This window comes from Pararhizobium antarcticum (genome assembly GCF_001885585.1).
Classification (GTDB): Bacteria; Pseudomonadota; Alphaproteobacteria; order Rhizobiales; family Rhizobiaceae; genus Pararhizobium; species Pararhizobium antarcticum.
In genome coordinates this window covers 36,450-54,335 of sequence record NZ_LSRP01000089.1, presented here as the reverse complement: position 1 = coordinate 54,335, position 17,886 = coordinate 36,450, and the positions used below count along the sequence as shown (strand labels likewise).

The 17,886-nt window shown below is 61.4% G+C and carries 18 protein-coding genes; 12 read left to right on the top strand and 6 right to left on the bottom strand.

Translation table 11 applies throughout. The features are described from left to right. From AX760_RS14040 to AX760_RS14030, 3 genes are all read right to left on the bottom strand, one after another. Positions 1 to 412, bottom strand: a 412-nt coding sequence (locus AX760_RS14040) for an ATP-binding cassette domain-containing protein (RefSeq protein ID WP_139276501.1), incomplete at its 3' end; no start/stop codon positions are given. Then, positions 409 to 1,089: an amino acid ABC transporter permease gene (locus tag AX760_RS14035; protein WP_071833533.1), complete on the bottom strand. Its 681-nt coding sequence runs from the start codon at positions 1,087 to 1,089 to the stop codon at positions 409 to 411. The genes AX760_RS14035 and AX760_RS14040, both read right to left, overlap by 4 nt. 108 nt (positions 1,090 to 1,197) lie before the next feature. Beyond that, positions 1,198 to 1,974 carry an amino acid ABC transporter substrate-binding protein gene (locus AX760_RS14030; protein WP_071833531.1) on the bottom strand — a complete coding sequence of 259 codons (777 nt, stop codon included), beginning with the start codon at positions 1,972 to 1,974 and terminating at the stop codon, positions 1,198 to 1,200. A gap of 303 nt (positions 1,975 to 2,277) precedes the next feature. Here AX760_RS14030 and AX760_RS14025 point away from each other — a divergent pair, with 303 nt between their 5' ends. The 4 genes from AX760_RS14025 to ispG all read left to right on the top strand — a co-directional run bounded on the left by AX760_RS14025 (position 2,278) and on the right by ispG (position 6,037). After that, complete coding sequence (locus AX760_RS14025) at positions 2,278 to 3,060, top strand: DeoR/GlpR family DNA-binding transcription regulator (RefSeq protein WP_071833529.1); 783 nt, start codon at positions 2,278 to 2,280, stop codon at positions 3,058 to 3,060. Further along, complete coding sequence (locus tag AX760_RS14020; RefSeq protein ID WP_071833528.1) at positions 3,057 to 3,440, top strand: glyoxalase/bleomycin resistance/extradiol dioxygenase family protein; 384 nt, start codon at positions 3,057 to 3,059, stop codon at positions 3,438 to 3,440. The genes AX760_RS14025 and AX760_RS14020 overlap by 4 nt, the downstream gene beginning before the upstream one ends. Positions 3,441 to 3,470: 30 nt before the next feature. Continuing rightward, positions 3,471 to 4,667, top strand: a complete 1,197-nt coding sequence (locus tag AX760_RS14015; RefSeq protein ID WP_071833526.1) for an MFS transporter — start codon at positions 3,471 to 3,473, stop codon at positions 4,665 to 4,667. A 116-nt stretch (positions 4,668 to 4,783) separates the two neighbouring features. Beyond that, positions 4,784 to 6,037: a flavodoxin-dependent (E)-4-hydroxy-3-methylbut-2-enyl-diphosphate synthase gene (gene ispG, locus AX760_RS14010; protein WP_071833524.1), complete on the top strand. Its 1,254-nt coding sequence runs from the start codon at positions 4,784 to 4,786 to the stop codon at positions 6,035 to 6,037. A 1-nt stretch (position 6,038) separates the two neighbouring features. On the opposite strand, the gene AX760_RS14005 is transcribed toward ispG, so the two are convergent. After that, positions 6,039 to 6,680: a LysE family translocator gene (locus tag AX760_RS14005; RefSeq protein ID WP_071833522.1), complete on the bottom strand. Its 642-nt coding sequence runs from the start codon at positions 6,678 to 6,680 to the stop codon at positions 6,039 to 6,041. Between the two features lie 139 nt (positions 6,681 to 6,819). Beyond that, positions 6,820 to 7,734 (bottom strand): polyprenyl synthetase family protein, encoded by a 915-nt coding sequence (locus tag AX760_RS14000; RefSeq protein ID WP_071833521.1) that lies wholly within the window; start codon positions 7,732 to 7,734, stop codon positions 6,820 to 6,822. A 215-nt stretch (positions 7,735 to 7,949) separates the two neighbouring features. On the opposite strand from AX760_RS14000, the gene mtgA reads away from it, so the two are divergent. From mtgA to AX760_RS13980, 4 genes are all read left to right on the top strand, one after another. Beyond that, entirely contained in the window at positions 7,950 to 8,636 is a 687-nt protein-coding gene (gene mtgA / locus AX760_RS13995; RefSeq protein WP_083531187.1) for a monofunctional biosynthetic peptidoglycan transglycosylase, read from the top strand. A gap of 75 nt (positions 8,637 to 8,711) precedes the next feature. Continuing rightward, the gene (locus tag AX760_RS13990) at positions 8,712 to 9,359 is read left to right on the top strand and encodes a glutathione S-transferase family protein (protein ID WP_071833518.1); all 648 of its coding nucleotides are present in this window, start codon (positions 8,712 to 8,714) and stop codon (positions 9,357 to 9,359) included. A gap of 177 nt (positions 9,360 to 9,536) precedes the next feature. Continuing rightward, positions 9,537 to 9,722, top strand: coding sequence for a 50S ribosomal protein L32 (gene rpmF / locus AX760_RS13985; protein ID WP_071833517.1), 186 nt, complete (start codon positions 9,537 to 9,539; stop codon positions 9,720 to 9,722). A gap of 193 nt (positions 9,723 to 9,915) precedes the next feature. Next, on the top strand, positions 9,916 to 10,323 hold the full coding sequence (locus AX760_RS13980; protein WP_071833516.1) for a hypothetical protein: 408 nt from the start codon (positions 9,916 to 9,918) through the stop codon (positions 10,321 to 10,323). Positions 10,324 to 10,371: 48 nt separating this feature from the next. On the opposite strand, the gene phaR is transcribed toward AX760_RS13980, so the two are convergent. Beyond that, positions 10,372 to 10,953 (bottom strand): polyhydroxyalkanoate synthesis repressor PhaR, encoded by a 582-nt coding sequence (gene phaR, locus AX760_RS13975; protein ID WP_071833514.1) that lies wholly within the window; start codon positions 10,951 to 10,953, stop codon positions 10,372 to 10,374. A 227-nt stretch (positions 10,954 to 11,180) separates the two neighbouring features. Here phaR and AX760_RS13970 point away from each other — a divergent pair, with 227 nt between their 5' ends. The 4 genes from AX760_RS13970 (at position 11,181) to AX760_RS13950 (ending at position 17,743) form a co-directional block, all read left to right on the top strand. Then, positions 11,181 to 12,362: an acetyl-CoA C-acetyltransferase gene (locus AX760_RS13970; protein WP_071833512.1), complete on the top strand. Its 1,182-nt coding sequence runs from the start codon at positions 11,181 to 11,183 to the stop codon at positions 12,360 to 12,362. Positions 12,363 to 12,481: 119 nt separating this feature from the next. Next, positions 12,482 to 13,207, top strand: a complete 726-nt coding sequence (gene phbB, locus AX760_RS13965) for a beta-ketoacyl-ACP reductase (protein ID WP_071833538.1) — start codon at positions 12,482 to 12,484, stop codon at positions 13,205 to 13,207. A gap of 897 nt (positions 13,208 to 14,104) precedes the next feature. Continuing rightward, positions 14,105 to 17,320 carry a helicase-related protein gene (locus AX760_RS13955; RefSeq protein WP_071833508.1) on the top strand — a complete coding sequence of 1,072 codons (3,216 nt, stop codon included), beginning with the start codon at positions 14,105 to 14,107 and terminating at the stop codon, positions 17,318 to 17,320. Between the two features lie 3 nt (positions 17,321 to 17,323). Beyond that, entirely contained in the window at positions 17,324 to 17,743 is a 420-nt protein-coding gene (locus tag AX760_RS13950; protein WP_071833506.1) for an RNA-binding S4 domain-containing protein, read from the top strand. The last annotated feature ends 143 nt before the right edge of the window (positions 17,744 to 17,886 follow it).

Below are 17,886 nucleotides of genomic sequence, written 5' to 3'. Positions count from 1 at the left end.
CATCGGCCTTGTGCGCCATGCCCACTTTCTCCAGCAGTTCCAGGGCGCGCGCCTTTGCCTTTTCCTTCGGCCATTTCAGGACCGTGACCAGCCCTTCCATGACGTTTTCGATGGCTGTCTGGTGCGGAAACAGCTGGAAATTCTGGAAGACCATGCCGGTCTGGCGGCGCAGGCGCTGGATTTCACGCCAGCCGGTCTTTTTGTCCGGCGCGAATGTGATCTTTTCGTCGCCAAGCCGGATCGTCCCGGCCGTTGGAATTTCGAGCAGGTTGATGCAGCGCAGCAGCGTGCTCTTGCCGCCGCCGGAGGGGCCGACAAGGGCCGTGACGGTGCGGTCGGCAATGGTGACGCTGATGTCCTTCAGTACGACATTGTCACCGAAGCGTTTTTCGAGATGGGTGAGTTCGATCATGTGCGCGCCTCCAGGTAGCCACCATAACGGGCGAAGCGCCGTTCCAGCCTGACCTGCAGCGCCGACAGAACGGAACTGAGCGCCAGATAGATCAGGGCTACCTCGATGTAGAGGATCAGCGGTTCATAGGTGGTCGCGACGATTCGTTGGGCTGCCTGGAAGAGCTCCGGCACGGTGATCGCAGCGGCGAGCGAGGTGTCCTTGACCAGCGAGATGAAGGTGTTGGAGAGCGGCGGCACGGCAACCCGGGCGGCCTGCGGCAGCACAGTGCGACGCATGGCCTGGCTCCAGCTCATGCCGATCGAATAGGCGGCCTCCCACTGGCCGCGCGGCACGGAGGAGATGACGGCCCGGATGATTTCGGACGTATAGGCCCCGACATTGAGGGTGAAGCCGATCAAGGCTGCAGAGAAGGCATCGAGCAGGATGCCGAGGCTTGGCAGGCCGTAGAAGATGACGAAGAGCTGCACGAGAAGCGGCGTGCCTCGGATGACCCAGACATAGAAGCGGACGAGGGCGACCAGCGGTTTCGGCCCGAACAGGCGGATGATGGCCACCACCAGCCCCAGCGCCAACCCCAGCGTGAAGGACAGCAGCGTCAGCGGGATGGTGAAGACGAGCCCTGCCCAGAGCAGGGGCTGGAGCGAATCCAGCATGAGTTGCAGCCAGGGGGGCATGGGGGCCTTTCGAAACGACAGGATCCGCTTCGATTGCCGAAGCGGATCCTGTCTTATAGTGCAGTCACAGGGGCGACGAAACCTGTTCGGCTTTGCTGTTGGACTGCTTTACTTGGAAACGTCGGCGCCGAAATATTTCTGCGAAATCGTCTCATAGGTGCCGTCAGCCTTGATCTCGGCAAGCGCCTTGTTGATCGCTTCCAGAAGTTCCGGCTCTTCCTTGCGGATGATGATGCCGGAGTAATCGGCATTGGCCTGTTCGGCCGCGATCTTCACGGGGGCATCGGGCTTGTGCTTCTTGAAGTCGAGATAGGACAGGCTGTCATTGATGGTGGCGTCGGCGCGGCCGGTCAGAACCAGCTGGATCGACTGATCAAAACCATCCGTTCCGACGAGTTCGGCACCTGCATCCGCGGCGATCTTGCCGAAATTGCTCGACAACGACTGGGCCGCCTTCTTGTCCTTCAGATCCGGAAAGTCCTTGATCTCGGCATTGTCCGCCTTGACGATCAGAACCGCCTTGGAAGCGATATAGGGCTCGGAGAAATCATATTTCTTCTTGCGCTCCTCGGTGATGCCGACCTGGTTGATCACCGCGTCATAGCGCTTGGCATCGAGGCCTGCGATCAGTCCATCCCACTTTCCTTCGAGGAATTCGGCCTTCACGCCAAGGCGCTTTGCGACTTCCTGCCCGATCTCGACATCGAAACCGACCAGTGCGCCGCTTTCGTCGTGATAGGTGAAGGGGGCGTAGGTGCCTTCGGTGCCGATCTTCAGAGTGCCGGCCGACTTGACCGCGTCAAGGTTTTCACCGGCGAACGCGCCACCTGCGGAGACGAGTTGCGACAGTGCTGCGGCGGCGAGAAGTGTGTGAACCCATTTCATCTTGTTTTTCCATCTTCCGGGTCCGGCGTATCTGCCGGAGTGGCGCAACAATCGCACGCGGCATCCGGGATGGCTGCGCATAAAACTGCAATTGTACGGTGCAGCAGCGAAAGGTTTTCCTACAATCGACCGCCAAAGCGTAAACTTTGGCCCCGATCGCGCAAAATCAAGGCGTTTGCCGAATTTAATGGCATGACCCATACGTCTTCGTCTCACCCGAAAATCTGCGCTTGAATTCGCAATGAAGTCGTATATGCCTGTTTGTGCCGATTTAAGTTCATTTGTGCACGATTCGAGAGGCCCATGCAGGCAGACCTGCTTCTGCGACAGAGACACGCCGTGATCCAGGACCGTTTGCAGCAGTCCGGGCGTGTGCTGGCGGCCGACCTTGCCCAGGAATTTCGGGTTTCCGAAGATACGATCCGCCGTGATTTGCGGGAAATGGCCGCCGCCGGTCTTTGCGAGCGCGTCTATGGCGGCGCCCTTTCGCTCGCGACCGCTAGCACGTCGCTCAGCGAGCGCGTCACCGTCGCGCCACAGCGCAAGGTCATGCTGGCGAAGGCGGCGGTCGGATTTCTGAAGACCGGGATGACGGTGTTCATCGATGCCGGATCCACCAATCTGGCGATCGCAAAGGCCATTCCGGCCGATCTCCACCTGACGGTTGCCACCAACACGCCGCTGATCGCCGCGGCCGTGATGGACAAGCCGGGTGTGACGCTGCTCCTGATCGGCGGCAAGGTCGATCGGCAGGTGGGGGCGGCGATCGGCGCCAAGGCGCAGCGCGACGTCGAGGTGCTGCGGCCCGATCTTTGTGTGCTGGGCGCCTGTGGCGTCGACATCGATGCCGGGCTGACGGCCTTCGGCTTCGAAGACGCCGAGTTCAAGCGCTTCGTTGCAGGGCGCAGTGTCTCGGTGCTGGCTGCTGTCAACAATGAAAAGCTCGGCCTGGTCGGATCGCATGCGGTGATCCCGATCGACGCCTGCGCGACACTGGTCCTGGAACACGATGCGCCTGCTGCTGCTGGAGATGTCTATGGGCTGCTCGGCATCACGCTCGTCCGCTCTGAACCGGGGGTCGCATGAGAATTGCCCATGTCGCTCTCTGGACCGACGATCTCGACAGGCTCTGCGCCTTCTGGGAAACGACCTTCGATGCCATCGCTGGAGACCGCTACGAAAGCCGGAACCGGCCCGGTTTTTCCTCGCGTTTCCTGACGCTCAAAGACGGGCCGTCGCTGGAAATCATGCAAGGTCCCTGGATTGCGGCGCCGGAGACGATGCCGGAGCGGGCTGGGTATGCGCATATCGCCTTGTCGCTCGGCAGTCGCCAAGCCGTCGATGCCCTGGCGGATGCAGCCGCATCAAAAGGAATTCTGTCATCGCCGGCCCGGATGACCGGCGACGGCTTCTATGAAGCCGTGTTGCGGGATCCCGACGGCAACCTTATCGAAATCACTGTCTGAATCCGGCTGCGGATCATCAGGGGAACGTTCATGGACCAGTCTACCCAAAACCCGATGCCGCCTGCCGTCCGGCAAGGCTATATGCCCCGGACCCGGCTTGCGGTCTCGCTCCTGTTCCTGATGAACGGGTTCGTCACCGGCAGCTGGGCGCCGAAGATACCGGAGTTCAAGGAAAGGCTCGGCATCGGCGAAAGCGTGCTTGGCCTGCTCATTCTGGTGTTCGGCATCGGCTCGCTGGTGCTGATGCCGATCGCCGGGGGCTTTATTGCGCGCATGGGCTCGCAGCGCGTCGTCAAGGTCACTGCGGTCATCCTGTCGCCGCTGCTTCTGGTGCTGACGCTGGCGCCCAACGTCTGGACAGCCGTACCGGCGATGTTCCTGCTCGGCGGCTTCGTCGGGGCCATGGATGTCGCGATGAATGCCAATGCCGTCGAGGTCGAAAAATCGATGCGCCGCGCCATCATGTCGTCGTGCCATGCCTATTGGAGCCTTGGCGGCCTCATTGGCTCGGCAAGCGGCGGCGTGATCATGGCCTATCTCGGTGTGCTGACGCATGCCGTCTTCATCACGATCATCTGCCTGATTGTGCTTGCTATCGCCTGGCCGATGATCCAGGCCGATCAGCCGCATCCGGACGCAGCAAGGGAAAAGCTGCGGCTGCCGATGACGCCGCTGCCCTGGATCATCGGCATCATCGCGCTGTTCTCCATGGTGCCGGAAGGCACGGTTCTCGATTGGGGCGCTCTCTATCTGCGCAACGAGCTTGGCGCCTCGGTCGCCCTGTCCGGCTTCGGCTTTGCGGCCTTCTCCGCCACCATGGCCATCATGCGCTTTGCCGGCGATCACGTGCGCGATCGGTTCGGTGCGGTGCGGACGCTGCGGGTCTGCACCCTGACTGCGCTCGTCGGGCTGGTCATGGCCGGCCTTGCGCCAAACGCGATCATCGCGATCATCGGCTTTGCGCTGGCCGGGGTCGGGATCTCCAACATGGTGCCGATCGCCTTTTCCGCGGCGGGCAATATGCCGGGGCTGGCGCCCGGTATCGGGCTCTCCGTTGCAACCACGATGGGATATTCCGGCATGCTGTTTGCCCCATCGCTGATCGGCTTCGTCGCCGAGCATACAGGCTTTGCTATCATCTTCACCGCAGTGCCCGTCCTGTTCATCGTCGTGCTTCTGTTTTCGCGCCATGCCGTTCATGCGGATCAGAGCGGCGGAGGCCATTAGGTGCATCTAGCGCCCCGGTCATCAAATCGTCGTCAAACCATGTTGTTGACGTTGACAAGGCGGCCATCCTCATCCACCTGAGAGGCCGTTGTCCTATCCATGTACAAGGGGCTTTCATGTCATCCGCCTTCGATTTTGATCCGCAGCCGCGCCGCGCCTCCGTCGCCGTCGATGTCGGCGGCGTCATTGTCGGCGGGGGTGCACCCGTCGTCGTCCAGTCGATGACCAATACGGATACGGCGGATATCGATGCCACCGTGGCACAGGTCGCGGCGCTTCACCGGGCCGGTTCGGAGCTGGTGCGGATCACCGTTGATCGCGATGAAAGTGCCGCCGCCGTGCCGAAAATCCGCGAGCGGCTGGAGCGCCTGGGGCTCGACGTGCCGCTGATCGGCGATTTTCACTATATCGGCCACAAGCTGCTTGCCGACCATCCGGCTTGCGCCGAAGCGCTGGCGAAATACCGCATCAATCCCGGCAATGTCGGTTTCAAGGCCAAGAAGGACAAGCAGTTCGGTGCGATCATCGAGCGCGCCATCCAGTTCGACAAGCCGGTGCGCATCGGCGTCAACTGGGGCTCGCTCGACCAGGAACTGCTGACCCGGATGATGGACGACAACCAGTCCCAAGGTTTTCCGCTGACGGCGCAACAGGTGATGCGCGAAACGATCGTGCAATCGGCGCTGATCTCGGCGGAACTGGCCGAAGAGATCGGCCTGCCGCGCAACCGCATCATCCTTTCGGCAAAAGTGTCCAACGTGCAGGACCTGATCGCCTGCTATGCGATGCTGTCTTCCCGTTCCGACCACGCGCTGCATCTTGGCCTGACGGAAGCCGGCATGGGCTCGAAGGGTATCGTCTCGTCGGCTGCTTCGCTTGGTATCCTGATGCAGCAGGGCATCGGCGATACGATCCGCATCTCGCTGACGCCGGAACCCGGCGGCGATCGCACCCGCGAGGTGCAGGTGGCGCAGGAACTTCTGCAGGTCATGGGCTTCCGCCAGTTCATTCCGGTGGTTGCCGCCTGTCCGGGCTGTGGTCGCACCACGTCGACGGTCTTTCAGGAGCTGGCCCGCAAGATCGAGGACGATATCCGCCGCAACATGCCGGTCTGGCGGGAGAAATATCCGGGTGTCGAGGGTCTCAAGGTCGCCGTGATGGGCTGCATCGTCAACGGACCCGGCGAAAGCAAACATGCCGATATCGGCATCTCGCTGCCGGGAACCGGCGAACTTCCGGCGGCACCGGTCTATATCGACGGCAAGAAAGCCATGACCATCCGCGGCACCAATATTGCCGGCGATTTCGAAGTGCTCGTCAATGCCTATATCGAAAAGCGCTTCGGTCAGGGGCAGGCTGCGGCCGAATAGGCTACAGCTTTGCCGTCAGCAGCCTCAATCCGGCAAAAGCGAAGAAGCCGGCCATGGCACCCTCGATCCAGCGGCGCGCGCGGCGATAGGCGCGGTTGACCGGCGCCATGGAAAAGACCAGCGCAAAGCCGCCAAAGACGACCACGCCGAGCAGCATGCAGCCGCCAATCAGGACGGCCATGACACTGGCCGGTGCGTCCTGCGGCATGCCGAGCGAGACCAGCATGATCCAGGAGAAAATCGCCTTGGGGTTGGTCAGGTGGATGCTGAGGCCCTTGAAATAGAGCTTTTTAAGCGATGGCCTGACGTCGGGGCTGACCAGACTTTTTGGCGCATCCTTCCGCAAGGCGGCTCTCAGAGCGTTGTAGGCCAGCCACAGGAGATAGAGGCCGCCTGCGATCTTCAGGATGATCAGTGCATGCCCATAGCTGCGGATCAGCGCGGAAAGCCCTGCAGCCGTCAGCATCGCCCATGTGTATGAGCCACTGAGAACGCCGAGTGCCAGCGCCAGCCCGGCGCTCCGGCCCTGGCTGATCGATGTCGAGATAATCGCAAGCACGGCTGGCCCCGGCGATGCCGTGGCAATCAGATAGGCGGTCCAGGCGATCATGAGGTGGGGCAGGTAGGGTGTCGGGTCCGTCATCGCTGGTCGTTCCGCAAAGCGTGTTGGATCGCCACGCTAGCGAAATATCCCGGTGTGGATACGGTTTTCTTGTTGCGGTGACAATTCTCCAGGTCGATTGGCCTTCAGTCTGAAACGGTTTTCAGGCCGATCGGGTCAATCAGCTTTTCCGCTCGGCAACGAACCGTGCTGTCTCGATGAGAATGTCGGCGCTTGCACCGAATGGCGCCAGAAGAGACGTAGCAACGGTTACCAGGCGCGCCAGTTCCGCTTCTGCCCACGGCTGGCCTCTGAGTGAAACGAGCGTGCCCTTGCCGCGTTCCGCATCCTTGCCTGTTGCCTTGCCCATGGTCTGCGCATCGGCGGTCAGGTCCAGGAGGTCGTCGGCGAGCTGGAAAGCACGGCCGATGGTTTCGCCATAGGTTCGCAGGAGCCGGCGTTTTTCCGGGTCAGCGCCGGCAAGGATCGCGCCGGCTTCGCAGGCAAAGCGGATGAGCGCGCCGGTCTTCATCGCCTGCAGCGTCACGATCGCCGCTTCGTCCGGTGCCGACGTCTCTGCCGCGAGATCGAGCGCCTGTCCGCCTGCCATGCCGCCAATGCCGGAGGCGCGGGCCAGTGCCAGCACCAGTTCTGTCTTCTGCCGGTCTGAAAGCGGCGTTTCCGGCGATGCGACAATGTCGAAAGCCAGCGTCAGCAGGCTGTCGCCGGACAGGATCGCGGATGCCTCGTCGAAGGCGACATGCACCGTCGGCTGGCCACGCCGCAGGGCGTCGTCATCCATCGCCGGCAGATCATCATGCACCAGCGAATAGCAGTGCACGCATTCGAGCGCAGCGCCGACGCGCAAGGCCGCCTGCGGGTCGCCACCCAGAATGGCTGCGGTCTCAATGACAAGGAACGGCCGCAGCCGCTTGCCGCCGTTCAGCACGCCGTGCCGCATGGCTGCCATCAATCGCTCCGGCCGCGCGATCTCGTCCGGCTGGACGGCCTGCGACAGCACATCCGTCAGGCAGGCCTCGACGGCATCGGCATTGGTCTTCAGGCGGGCTTGGAACAGGCTGGTCTTGTCGCTCATGTCGCGTTCTTTGGCACGAGTTCAGGGATGCTGGCAACGGGATTTATCCGGGCACAAAGCTTGGCAGACAGGGCTTTCCTGCAGAAAAGGCGTTCAGTTTTTGCCGTTCATGCTCTAAGAGAACCATTGGGATCATCAGGCGGGCGTTTCAAAGGGTGGATATTGTACCGGAAACTCGGGAGGAGCGTGACGTGCAACCCGGCCGTTGGACGGGCATGATGCGCGATCTGCGCGCCCGTTGGCGCAAGCTGCTTCTGGCGCTCCTCGCCCTGATCGTCCTTCCCTATGTCCTGATCATCCTCTACGCACCGAGCTTCGTGCATCCCATCTCGACGCTGATGCTGCGCGACCTGGTGCTGCTGCGCGGTTACGACCGTCAATGGGTGCCGTTCGAGGATATTTCGAAAAATCTCGTGCAGTCCGTGATGATGTCCGAGGATGGGCAGTTCTGCACCCATGACGGCGTGGACTGGGTGCAGATGCGCAGCGTGGTCAACGAGGCGCTCGAGGGCGAATCGACCCGCGGTGCCAGCACAATCCCGATGCAGACCTCGAAGAACCTGTTCTTGTGGAACGGTCGATCCTTCGTCCGCAAGGCCATGGAGTTGCCCCTGGCGCTGGTCGCGGATTTCGTCTGGAGCAAACAGCGCATGATGGAGATCTATCTGAACGTCGCCGAGTGGGGGCCGGGCATCTACGGTGCCGAGGCCGCTGCCCAGCATCACTTTGGTGTCTCCGCCTCGAAATTGACCCGGCGTCAGTCGGCGCTGCTGGCCGTTTCGCTGCCCAATCCCTTCGAGCGCAATGCCGGCAAGCCCGGCAGCGGGCTCCGGCGGCTGGCCGGGGTGATCGAGCGCCGTGCTGGCCGGTCCGGCGATTACATCAAATGTCTTTATGAGTAGGATCACCGCTTTTCATTGGCCCCGGCAACCCCGCGCGTCTACGGTCGGCAGCAGACATTCGAGCGGAGAAAACCAGTGAGCGAACTCCTTCTTTATATCGGCAACAAGAACTATTCCTCCTGGTCGTTCCGGCCCTGGCTTGCGCTCGAAGGCTGCGGCGTTCCGTTCCGGGATGTTGTCATTCCCTTCGATTTCCCGGCCGGCAACCCCAGAATCCAGGAGATTTCGCCAACGGGCCGCGTGCCGATCCTGTATCATGGCAATTTCAGGGTCTGGGAATCGCTCGCCATCATCGAATATGCGGCTGATCTTTTCCCGCAGGCGGGGCTGTGGCCTGAAGCAATCGAGGACCGCGCTCTCGCCCGCAGCTATTCCATGGAAATGCTGTCCGGCTTTCGCGCGCTGCGTGGCGCCTGCCCGATGAACATTCGCCGCGAAATCCAGGCGATCGACCTGCCCGACGGGGTGATGGACGACGTTTTGCGCATCGAGACGATCTGGCAGCAGTCGATTGCCCGCTCCGGCGGGCCGTTCCTTTTCGGTGCGTTTTCGGCGGTGGATGCGATGTTTGCGCCTGTCGTCAACCGGCTGGAGATCTACGAACTGACCAGTGATCCGGTCTCGCTGGCCTATATGAACGCCGTCAAGACCCACCCGGCGTTTCAGAAATGGCAGGCGGCAGCGCTTCTCGAAACCTGGGTCGTTCCGGAAGACGAAGCCTGAACCGCGCAAACAGGCCTGAATCGTGTGGACAGGCAAGAGTCGAAAAAATCGAGGCAGGGACTGGTCAAACGCCTGTGAGGCATGTATAAGCCCGGCAAATTCCGAGATTGACAACTGTTTGTCCCGGCCAGTTAACCGGCCGCGAAACAGTGTCTTGCCCGATAAGTGGAGTATAAAATGGCTGTACCGAAAAGAAAAACAAGCCCGTCCAAGCGCGGCATGCGCCGCTCCGCTGACGCGCTGAAGTCGCCGACGTTTGTCGAAGACAAGAACTCCGGCGAACTGCGCCGCCCGCACCACATCGACCTGAAGACCGGCATGTACCGTGGTCGCCAGGTTCTGACACCGAAGGAAAGCGCATAAGCTGCGCTTGACATCCGGGCAAGAGATCGAGGGCTGGCTTTGCCGGCCCTTTTTCTTGCGCGAATGTCTGTTGCGGTGGGTTGTGGTCTGATCCCGGTTTCTGTCTCTCCGGTGCCATCTTCTTGACCTGAAACCTGCTGTATGGAACAGCTAAGCGCGTCGTTCGTGCCTGACAACGGGAGCCTGTGTCCAGATGATTGCCGCCATTCCGCTGCTGATCCTACCGTTTGCGCTCTACAATCTAGCCATGACCGGTGTTCTCGGCGCTGGCGGGATTGCCGTGCTGGACAATCAGATCATGTCCCTGTCGATGCTGTCGGGTGCCACCTGGACCATGAGCTTCGGCGATCTTCTGATCGTCATCGCCCTTGCCCTGCTGTTTGTCGAGATCCTCAAGGCCACACGCACCAGCTCCAAAACATTGCTGGATCATCTTCTGTCGATGGTTCTGTTTATCGTGTTCCTGGTGGAGTTCCTGCTGGTCGGCAATGCCGCAACGCAGATATTCTTCATCCTGATGATGATCAGCTTCATCGATGTGATCGCCGGATTTTCCGTGTCCATGCGCGCGGCCGGACGGGATGTCTCGATCGGCCTGTAGCCGGAAAAGACAAATCGCGCATGCGTCTCCGAATGCGCGATCTTTTGCTCAGCCCAGATTTTCGAGCTTGGCCTGAAGCGCCCGCATCTGCTCTTTCAGTTCGTCGATATCCTTGGCTTCCGCCTTGCGCGTTTCCTTGGCCTGCGGGGCTGCGGCCATGAAGGGCGAGAACATCTGCATTGCCTGATGGAAAAGATCGGTGTTGCGCTTTACCTGCTCTTCCACCAGTTGCAAGGGCACGCTGAAATTCTTGCCAAGCGGCGTATCGCCAAAGGCCTTGTTGATCTGCTCGCGCATCTGCACCTGCTGGTCGGTAAAGGCCTGCATCGAGTGTTCGAGGTAGCTGGGCACGACCATCTGCATCTGGTCCCCGTAGAAGGAAATCAGCTGGCGGAGGAAGGAAATCGGCAAGAGCGTGTTGCCTGTCTTCGACTCCTGCTCGAAGATGATCTGCGTGAGGACGGAGTGGGTAATGTCCTCGCCCGATTTCGCGTCCTGAACGGTGAATTCGTCTCCCTTTTTCACCATTACCGCAAGATCGTCCAAGGTCACATACGTGCTTGTGCCGGTATTGTAGAGCCTCCGGTTTGCATATTTTTTGATAACGATCTGGCCGTCATGCTTTGCCATGTGGGGTCTCCTCCTCCCATGTTCCCGTCTTTATTATACTTTTCAGAGTATCCGCAAAAAAACCGTTCTGACAATCTCTTTGTGCAATGCGACGACGCAGGTGCGAAGTTTGCCGTCGGACCCTGATTGCACCAGCGAGCGAACCCCTGTCACATTATCGCGTTTGACTTGCGCTGCGAGCTTTGCCAGTCTCTCCACGGAGCAGAAGAAAATCGAGGAAACAGACCATGAGCAATCCATCCATCGTGATCGCCAGTGCGGCTCGCACAGCCGTCGGATCCTTTAACGGCGCCTTTGCGAACACGCCGGCCCATGAACTCGGCGCCGCTGCGATCAAGGCCGCGCTGGCCCGTGCGGGTGTCGAGGCTGCCGAGGTCGACGAGGTCATTCTCGGTCAGGTGCTGGGCGCGGGCGAAGGCCAGAACCCGGCGCGCCAGGCGGCCATGAAGGCCGGTGTGCCGCAGGAGGCGACGGCCTGGGGCATGAACCAGCTGTGCGGCTCCGGGCTGCGTGCGGTGGCGCTGGGCATGCAGCAGATCGCCACGGGCGACGCGAAAATCATTGTCGCCGGCGGCATGGAATCCATGTCGATGGCACCGCATTGCGGTTATCTGCGCGCGGGCGTGAAGATGGGCGATTTCAAGCTGATCGACACCATGATCAAGGACGGTCTAACCGACGCATTCCACGGTTACCACATGGGGATCACGGCGGAGAACGTCGCCAAGAAGTGGCAGCTGTCGCGCGACGACCAGGACCAGTTTGCACTGGCTTCGCAGAACAAGGCGGAGGCCGCACAGAAGGCCGGGCGCTTTGCCGACGAGATCGTTCCCTTCGTCATTTCCGGCCGAAAGGGTGATGTAACGGTCGATCAGGATGAATATATCCGCCATGGTGCAACTCTGGAATCGATGACCAAGCTGCGCCCGGCCTTCGACAAGGAAGGCACGGTCACTGCGGCCAATGCCTCTGGCCTGAATGACGGTGCGGCTGCAACGCTGCTGATGAGCGAAGCCGAAGCCGTTCGTCGCGGCATCGCCCCGCTTGCGCGTATCGTCTCCTGGGCCACCGCCGGCGTCGATCCGCAGATCATGGGCACAGGGCCGATCCCGGCTTCGCGCAAGGCTCTGGAACGGGCTGGATGGGCTGTCGGCGATCTCGACCTGGTCGAGGCCAACGAAGCCTTTGCGGCGCAGGCCTGCGCGGTGAACAAGGATCTGGGCTGGGATCCATCGATCGTCAACGTCAACGGCGGCGCGATCGCCATCGGCCACCCGATCGGGGCGTCCGGTGCCCGCGTTCTCAACACGCTTCTGTTCGAGATGAAGCGCCGTGGCGTCTCCAAGGGACTTGCAACGCTCTGCATCGGCGGCGGCATGGGCGTTGCCATGTGCGTCGAGCGGCTTTGAGGTCCTGAACGCAATGACATGACCTCACGGCAAAAAGCCGGAGGGGTTCGCAAATGGTTCGCCCGCATCTGACGGGCGGTCCATGGCAAACGACCAACAATCAATCGGGGAGCGAGACAATGAGCAGGGTAGCACTGGTAACCGGCGGGACGCGTGGCATCGGAGCCGCAATCTCGATTGCGCTGAAGACGGCAGGATATAGCGTCGCGGCCACCTATGCCGGCAATGACGAGAAGGCCACGGCCTTCAGCAGCGTCACCGGGATCGCGGTCTTCAAATGGGACGTGTCCGACTACAAGGAATGCGTCGCAGGCATTGCTTCGGTCGAGGCCGCCCTTGGTCCCGTCGAAATCCTTGTCAACAATGCCGGTATCACCCGCGACGCGATGTTCCACAAGATGACGCCCGAGCAGTGGGGCGATGTCATCGGCACCAATCTCACCGGCCTGTTCAACATGACGCATCCTGTCTGGTCGGGCATGCGCGATCGCAATTTCGGCCGCGTCATCAATATTTCGTCCATCAATGGCCAGAAGGGCCAGATGGGCCAGGCAAACTATTCTGCCGCCAAGGCCGGCGATCTCGGGTTTACCAAGGCGCTGGCGCAGGAAGGCGCGGCAAAGGGCATTACCGTCAATGCCATCTGCCCCGGCTATATCGGCACGGAAATGGTGCGCGCCATTCCGGAAAAGGTGCTGACGGAGCGGATCATCCCGCAGATCCCCGTCGGCCGCCTTGGCGAACCGGAAGAAATCGCCCGCTGCGTCGTGTTTCTTGCCTCCGACGATGCCGGCTTTATCACGGGGTCTACGATTTCGGCCAATGGCGGGCAGTTCGTCGTCTGACGAATGTGGCTCGACAGATTTCTCCAAGGGCGCTTTCGAGCGCCCTTTTGTTTGTTGGCCGCAAAGCTTAACGCGCGATCAAACTCCGGCCCGACCGCGCCCAGTTATCCACCGTTTCCTATGGTTAACCAATTGTAATTCCACATGATGTAGCGGTGAACAAACCGGGAAACCGGCTGTGTCCGCGATTCGTAGCCGCTTCGTTCCCGCTTTGATTGAAACGTTAATGACGACGTGGTTGCGGTGGCTTGCTTCCAAAGATGCGGTCAATGCCGATGCGGGTGTGGCCTTGTGTGATCGGTCGGAGGACGGTGCCAGATCGCCGTCAAATCCGCTTCGGTGGCCGCGCATCGGCGGGAGACTTGCCTACCAGATGTTGTGGGCTGTCCGAGAAAGACCGATCACGCCGGGCGATTCGGTGCCGATTCGGACAGGCTTTTTCAAACCCCGTTGATTCGATCCATTTCAGAGCGCAGGATTCGCTTTCAGCGGGAAAATTTTCCAATTCTTCCAGAGTCTTGGATTCAGAATCCATCGACCGCACCGGAGCGCCTGGCCAGGCGTGCGGGCCCTGTCGGGCGCGCGCATCGTGGTCGTGAATTGGTGATTCAGCATGTGGTGCGTGACCGGCTTTCAAAATCAATATCTAGCGGTGAACAAACCCTGAATCCGGTGGAGTCAGCGATTCGTCGCTGATTCGTTCCGTGGCTGTTCCGAATCGGCTTCAGGGTGCAGAGAAAGGCGGCGGCAAAGGATGCGGCAGGCCACTATGTTGTGGTTGCGCTCTTGCGTTTGGTGCCCTGCATAGGCATCTGTGCTGCACCGGTTGCAGCGCGGCGTAGATGCCGTGGCAGCGGGCCAGACGATGCCGGGATGAGAGACGTGCGTGACCAATCCATGATCCTGAGCGGCCGCGGCGTGACTGCGGTGCTCGGACCGACCAATACCGGCAAGACGCATTATGCCATCGAGCGTATGGTGGCGCATGAGTCCGGCGTGATCGGGCTGCCGCTGCGGCTGCTCGCGCGGGAGGTCTACACGCGTGTCGTCGAAAAAGTCGGTGCGCATAACGTTGCCCTGATCACCGGCGAGGAAAAGATCACACCGCATATGGCGCGCTTTTCGGTCTGCACGGTCGAGGCCATGCCGCGCGATACGATGGCGTCTTTCGTTGCGATCGATGAGGTGCAACTGGCCGGCGATCTCGAGCGTGGCCATATCTTCACCGATCGTTTGATGCACCTGCGCGGGCGCACGGAAACGCTTCTGCTCGGGGCTGCGACCATGCGGCCCATCCTTGAAAAGCTTCTGCCCGGCATCACCGTCGTCGAGCGTCCGCGACTGTCGCAACTGTTGTATGCGGGATCCAAGAAAATCACCCGCCTGCCGCAACGGACGGCCATCGTCGCCTTTTCGGCCGAGGAGGTCTATGCGATCGCCGAATTGATCCGGCGTCAGCGCGGTGGCGCGGCCGTGGTGCTGGGCGCACTTTCGCCGCGCACGCGCAATGCGCAGGTGGCGCTCTATCAGGAAGGCGATGTCGAATATCTGGTGGCCACCGATGCGATCGGCATGGGGCTCAATCTCGATGTCGACCATGTTGCCTTCGCGCAGGACCGCAAGTTCGACGGCTACCAGTTCCGTGACCTCAATCCCGGAGAAATGGCGCAGATTGCCGGCCGGGCCGGGCGGCATGTGCGCGACGGCACATTCGGTGTCACCTCGCGCGTTGAGCCCTTCGACAAGGAACTGGTGCACCGCATCGAATCGCATCAGTTCGATCCCGTGCGCGTGCTGCAATGGCGCTCGAAAGCCGTCGATTTTGCCTCCATCGCGGCACTGAAGAAAAGTCTCGAGGTGGCGCCAACGGTGCATGGGCTGACGCGTGCGCTCCCGGCGATCGACCAGCAGGCGCTGGAATATCTGTCGCGCTATCCGGAGGTTGCGAGTGTCGCGACCACGCCAGAGCGTGTCGAAAAGCTCTGGGATGCCTGCGCCCTTCCGGATTACCGCCGCATTACGCCGGCGCAGCATGCCGATCTGATCTCGACGATCTATGCCGATCTCGTTGGCCGTGGCACGGTGAACGAGACGTTCATGGCCGAGCAGGTGCATCGAGCCGACCGGACCGATGGTGAAATCGATACATTGTCGGCACGTATTGCGCAGATCAGAACCTGGACGTATGTGTCAAACCGGCCCGGATGGCTTGCCGATCCGACACACTGGCAAGAAAAGACGCGGGAAATTGAAGATCGATTGTCCGATGCCTTACATGAAAGGTTGACGAAACGCTTCGTTGACCGCAGGACATCTGTGCTTATGAAGCGCCTGAGAGAGAATGCGATGCTGGAAGCTGAGATCAGTGTAAATGGAGATGTCTTCGTCGAGGGACATCATGTGGGACAGTTGGCCGGTTTCCGGTTCAGCCTGGCCGCAGGGGCGGAAGGTTCCGATGCGCGTGCTGCGCTCGGCGCAGCGCAGAAGGCGCTTGCGCTCGAGTTCGAGGCGCGGGCTGCGCGGCTGCATGCTGCCGGCAACAGCGACCTTGCGCTCGCATCCGATGGTTTGGTGCGCTGGCTCGGCGATCCGGTTGCCCGCCTTGCGGCGAGCGACCATGTCATGCGTCCGCGCGTCATACTCCTGGCCGACGAGCAGTTGCAGGGCAATGCCCGCGATCACGTCGTGGCCCGCATCGAGCGTTTCGTCAATCATCACATTTCCACGGTTCTGAAGCCGCTCGATGACCTGTCGCGGGCGGAAGATCTCGAGGGACTGGCAAAGGGGCTGGCTTTCCAGCTCGTCGAGAGCCTCGGCGTGCTGTTCCGCCGCGACGTTGCCGATGACGTCAAGTCGCTGGACCAGGAGGCGCGGGCCTCGATCCGCCGCCACGGCATTCGCTTCGGCGCCTATCACATCTTCATGCCGGCGCTTCTGAAGCCGTCACCGTCCGAATTGATCACGCTGCTCTGGGCACTGAAGAATGACGGTCTCGACAAGCCGGGTTACGGCGATCTCATTCCGGTCCTGGCTGCCGGACGGACCTCGGTCGTCACCGATCCGACCTTCGAGCGGACCTTCTACAAGCTTGCCGGCTTCCGCTTTCTCGGCAAGCGCGCCGTGCGCATCGACATTCTCGAGCGTCTGGCTGACCTGATCCGCCCGCTGCTGCAGTGGAAGCCGGGTTCCGCGTCCCGTCCGGATGGTGCCTATGACGGTCGCCGCTTCACGGCAACCACGGCCATGCTGTCGATTCTCGGCGCAACACCGGATGACATGGAAGAAATATTGAAGGGACTCGGCTACCGCGCCGACAGCGTCAAGGCTGAGGAAGCCGCAGCGTTCCTGGGTACGCAATCGGGCACGACCCCCGCCGCACCTGCAGAGGGCAGCGCTCCTGAAACGGACGCTGACAAGGTCGAGGCTGACAAGCCGGAAGCTGATCAGGCTGAGGGCGACAAGGCCGAAGCCGAAAAGGCCGATCACGATGATGCCGACGCCTCTGCCGAGGAACAGGCGACCGAGCCGACTGTCGAGGCCGTTGCTCTCACCGAAGTGCCGGCTGAGCCAGAGACCGCAGGCGTGGTTGCAGACGCCCCAGCCGCGACGGAGACGGCCGAGACAGAGCCGACAGCGACAGAGCCATCCACTACTGATCCATCCACTGCCGAGACTGGCGAGCCGGTGGAGGCCAAGCCTGTGCTTCTGTGGCGTCCCGGCAGCCGCAACGATAACCAGCGCACCGGGGGTCGTCCGCAGGGCGATCGTCGTGCGTCGGGCAATCGTGCACCGCAGGGCGAGGCCCGCCGTGAGGGCGAGCCGCGTCGCGAAGGTGAGGGCCGTCGCGAAGGCCGCGATGACAATCGCAAGCCTGGCGGTGGCCGGCCGGATCGTGCCCCGGATCATCGTGCCAAGGGACGTGACGGAAAGCCGCAGGGCGGCCAGCGTCACGAAAAGGGCGAACGCCAGGACCGTCCGGACCGCAATGATCGCGGACCGAAGCCGCAGCAGGCAGCCAAATTCGAAGCGCGCCCGCCGCGCAAGGAAAAGCCGCTTGATCCGGATAGCCCCTTTGCAAAACTCGCTGCTCTGAAGGAGCAGATGAAGAAGTAGGATATGGTCGACAAACAGCCACAGTCCCTGCCGGTGTCTCGCCAGCGTCTGGACAAATGGCTGTTTTTCGCCCGTCTGATGAAATCCCGCTCGGTGGCCCAGAAGGCGATCGAGACGGGCGACGTGTCCGTCAACGATGCGCGCGTCAAGCAGCCCTCCTACGCTGTGAAGGCTGGCGACAGGATCATCGTGTCGCTGGAGCGCAGCGAACGGATCGTCCGGGTGATCCTGCCCGGACATCGGCGCGGTCCCTATGAGGAAGCACGGCTTCTCTACGATGACCTGACACCTGCGCCGCTTGCGCGCGATGAGCGCACCGCATTCGAGCAGGCGACACGGGAGCGCGGCAGCGGACGTCCGACGAAGAAGGAGCGCCGGGACGTGGATCGGCTGCAATCCGGGCCGGACTGGTGCGAGGATTAGAAAACTGTCTCTCCAGCGGCCCTATTCGCGCATGAATTATTCTTGCAAAGGCCCTTTAAAGCCTTTACCTCACAGGGCAACCATACAGGCTCGTCGCGTCGTCATTCGGCTGCGGGAAGCCGGGTTTCCGGACGATGTGCGGA

Bases quoted from the DNA above. Each gene is read 5' to 3' on its own strand.
- AX760_RS14035 (WP_071833533.1), bottom strand. From the start codon at position 1,089: ATGCCCCCCTGGCTGCAACTCATGCTGGATTCGCTCCAGCCCCTGCTC.
- AX760_RS14030 (WP_071833531.1), bottom strand. From the start codon at position 1,974: ATGAAATGGGTTCACACACTTCTCGCCGCCGCAGCACTGTCGCAACTC.
- AX760_RS14025 (WP_071833529.1), top strand. From the start codon at position 2,278: ATGCAGGCAGACCTGCTTCTGCGACAGAGACACGCCGTGATCCAGGAC.
- AX760_RS14020 (WP_071833528.1), top strand. From the start codon at position 3,057: ATGAGAATTGCCCATGTCGCTCTCTGGACCGACGATCTCGACAGGCTC.
- AX760_RS14015 (WP_071833526.1), top strand. From the start codon at position 3,471: ATGGACCAGTCTACCCAAAACCCGATGCCGCCTGCCGTCCGGCAAGGC.
- ispG (WP_071833524.1), top strand. From the start codon at position 4,784: ATGTCATCCGCCTTCGATTTTGATCCGCAGCCGCGCCGCGCCTCCGTC.
- AX760_RS14005 (WP_071833522.1), bottom strand. From the start codon at position 6,680: ATGACGGACCCGACACCCTACCTGCCCCACCTCATGATCGCCTGGACC.
- AX760_RS14000 (WP_071833521.1), bottom strand. From the start codon at position 7,734: ATGAGCGACAAGACCAGCCTGTTCCAAGCCCGCCTGAAGACCAATGCC.
- mtgA (WP_083531187.1), top strand. From the start codon at position 7,950: ATGATGCGCGATCTGCGCGCCCGTTGGCGCAAGCTGCTTCTGGCGCTC.
- rpmF (WP_071833517.1), top strand. From the start codon at position 9,537: ATGGCTGTACCGAAAAGAAAAACAAGCCCGTCCAAGCGCGGCATGCGC.
- AX760_RS13980 (WP_071833516.1), top strand. From the start codon at position 9,916: ATGATTGCCGCCATTCCGCTGCTGATCCTACCGTTTGCGCTCTACAAT.
- phaR (WP_071833514.1), bottom strand. From the start codon at position 10,953: ATGGCAAAGCATGACGGCCAGATCGTTATCAAAAAATATGCAAACCGG.
- AX760_RS13970 (WP_071833512.1), top strand. From the start codon at position 11,181: ATGAGCAATCCATCCATCGTGATCGCCAGTGCGGCTCGCACAGCCGTC.
- phbB (WP_071833538.1), top strand. From the start codon at position 12,482: ATGAGCAGGGTAGCACTGGTAACCGGCGGGACGCGTGGCATCGGAGCC.
- AX760_RS13955 (WP_071833508.1), top strand. From the start codon at position 14,105: ATGATCCTGAGCGGCCGCGGCGTGACTGCGGTGCTCGGACCGACCAAT.
- AX760_RS13950 (WP_071833506.1), top strand. From the start codon at position 17,324: ATGGTCGACAAACAGCCACAGTCCCTGCCGGTGTCTCGCCAGCGTCTG.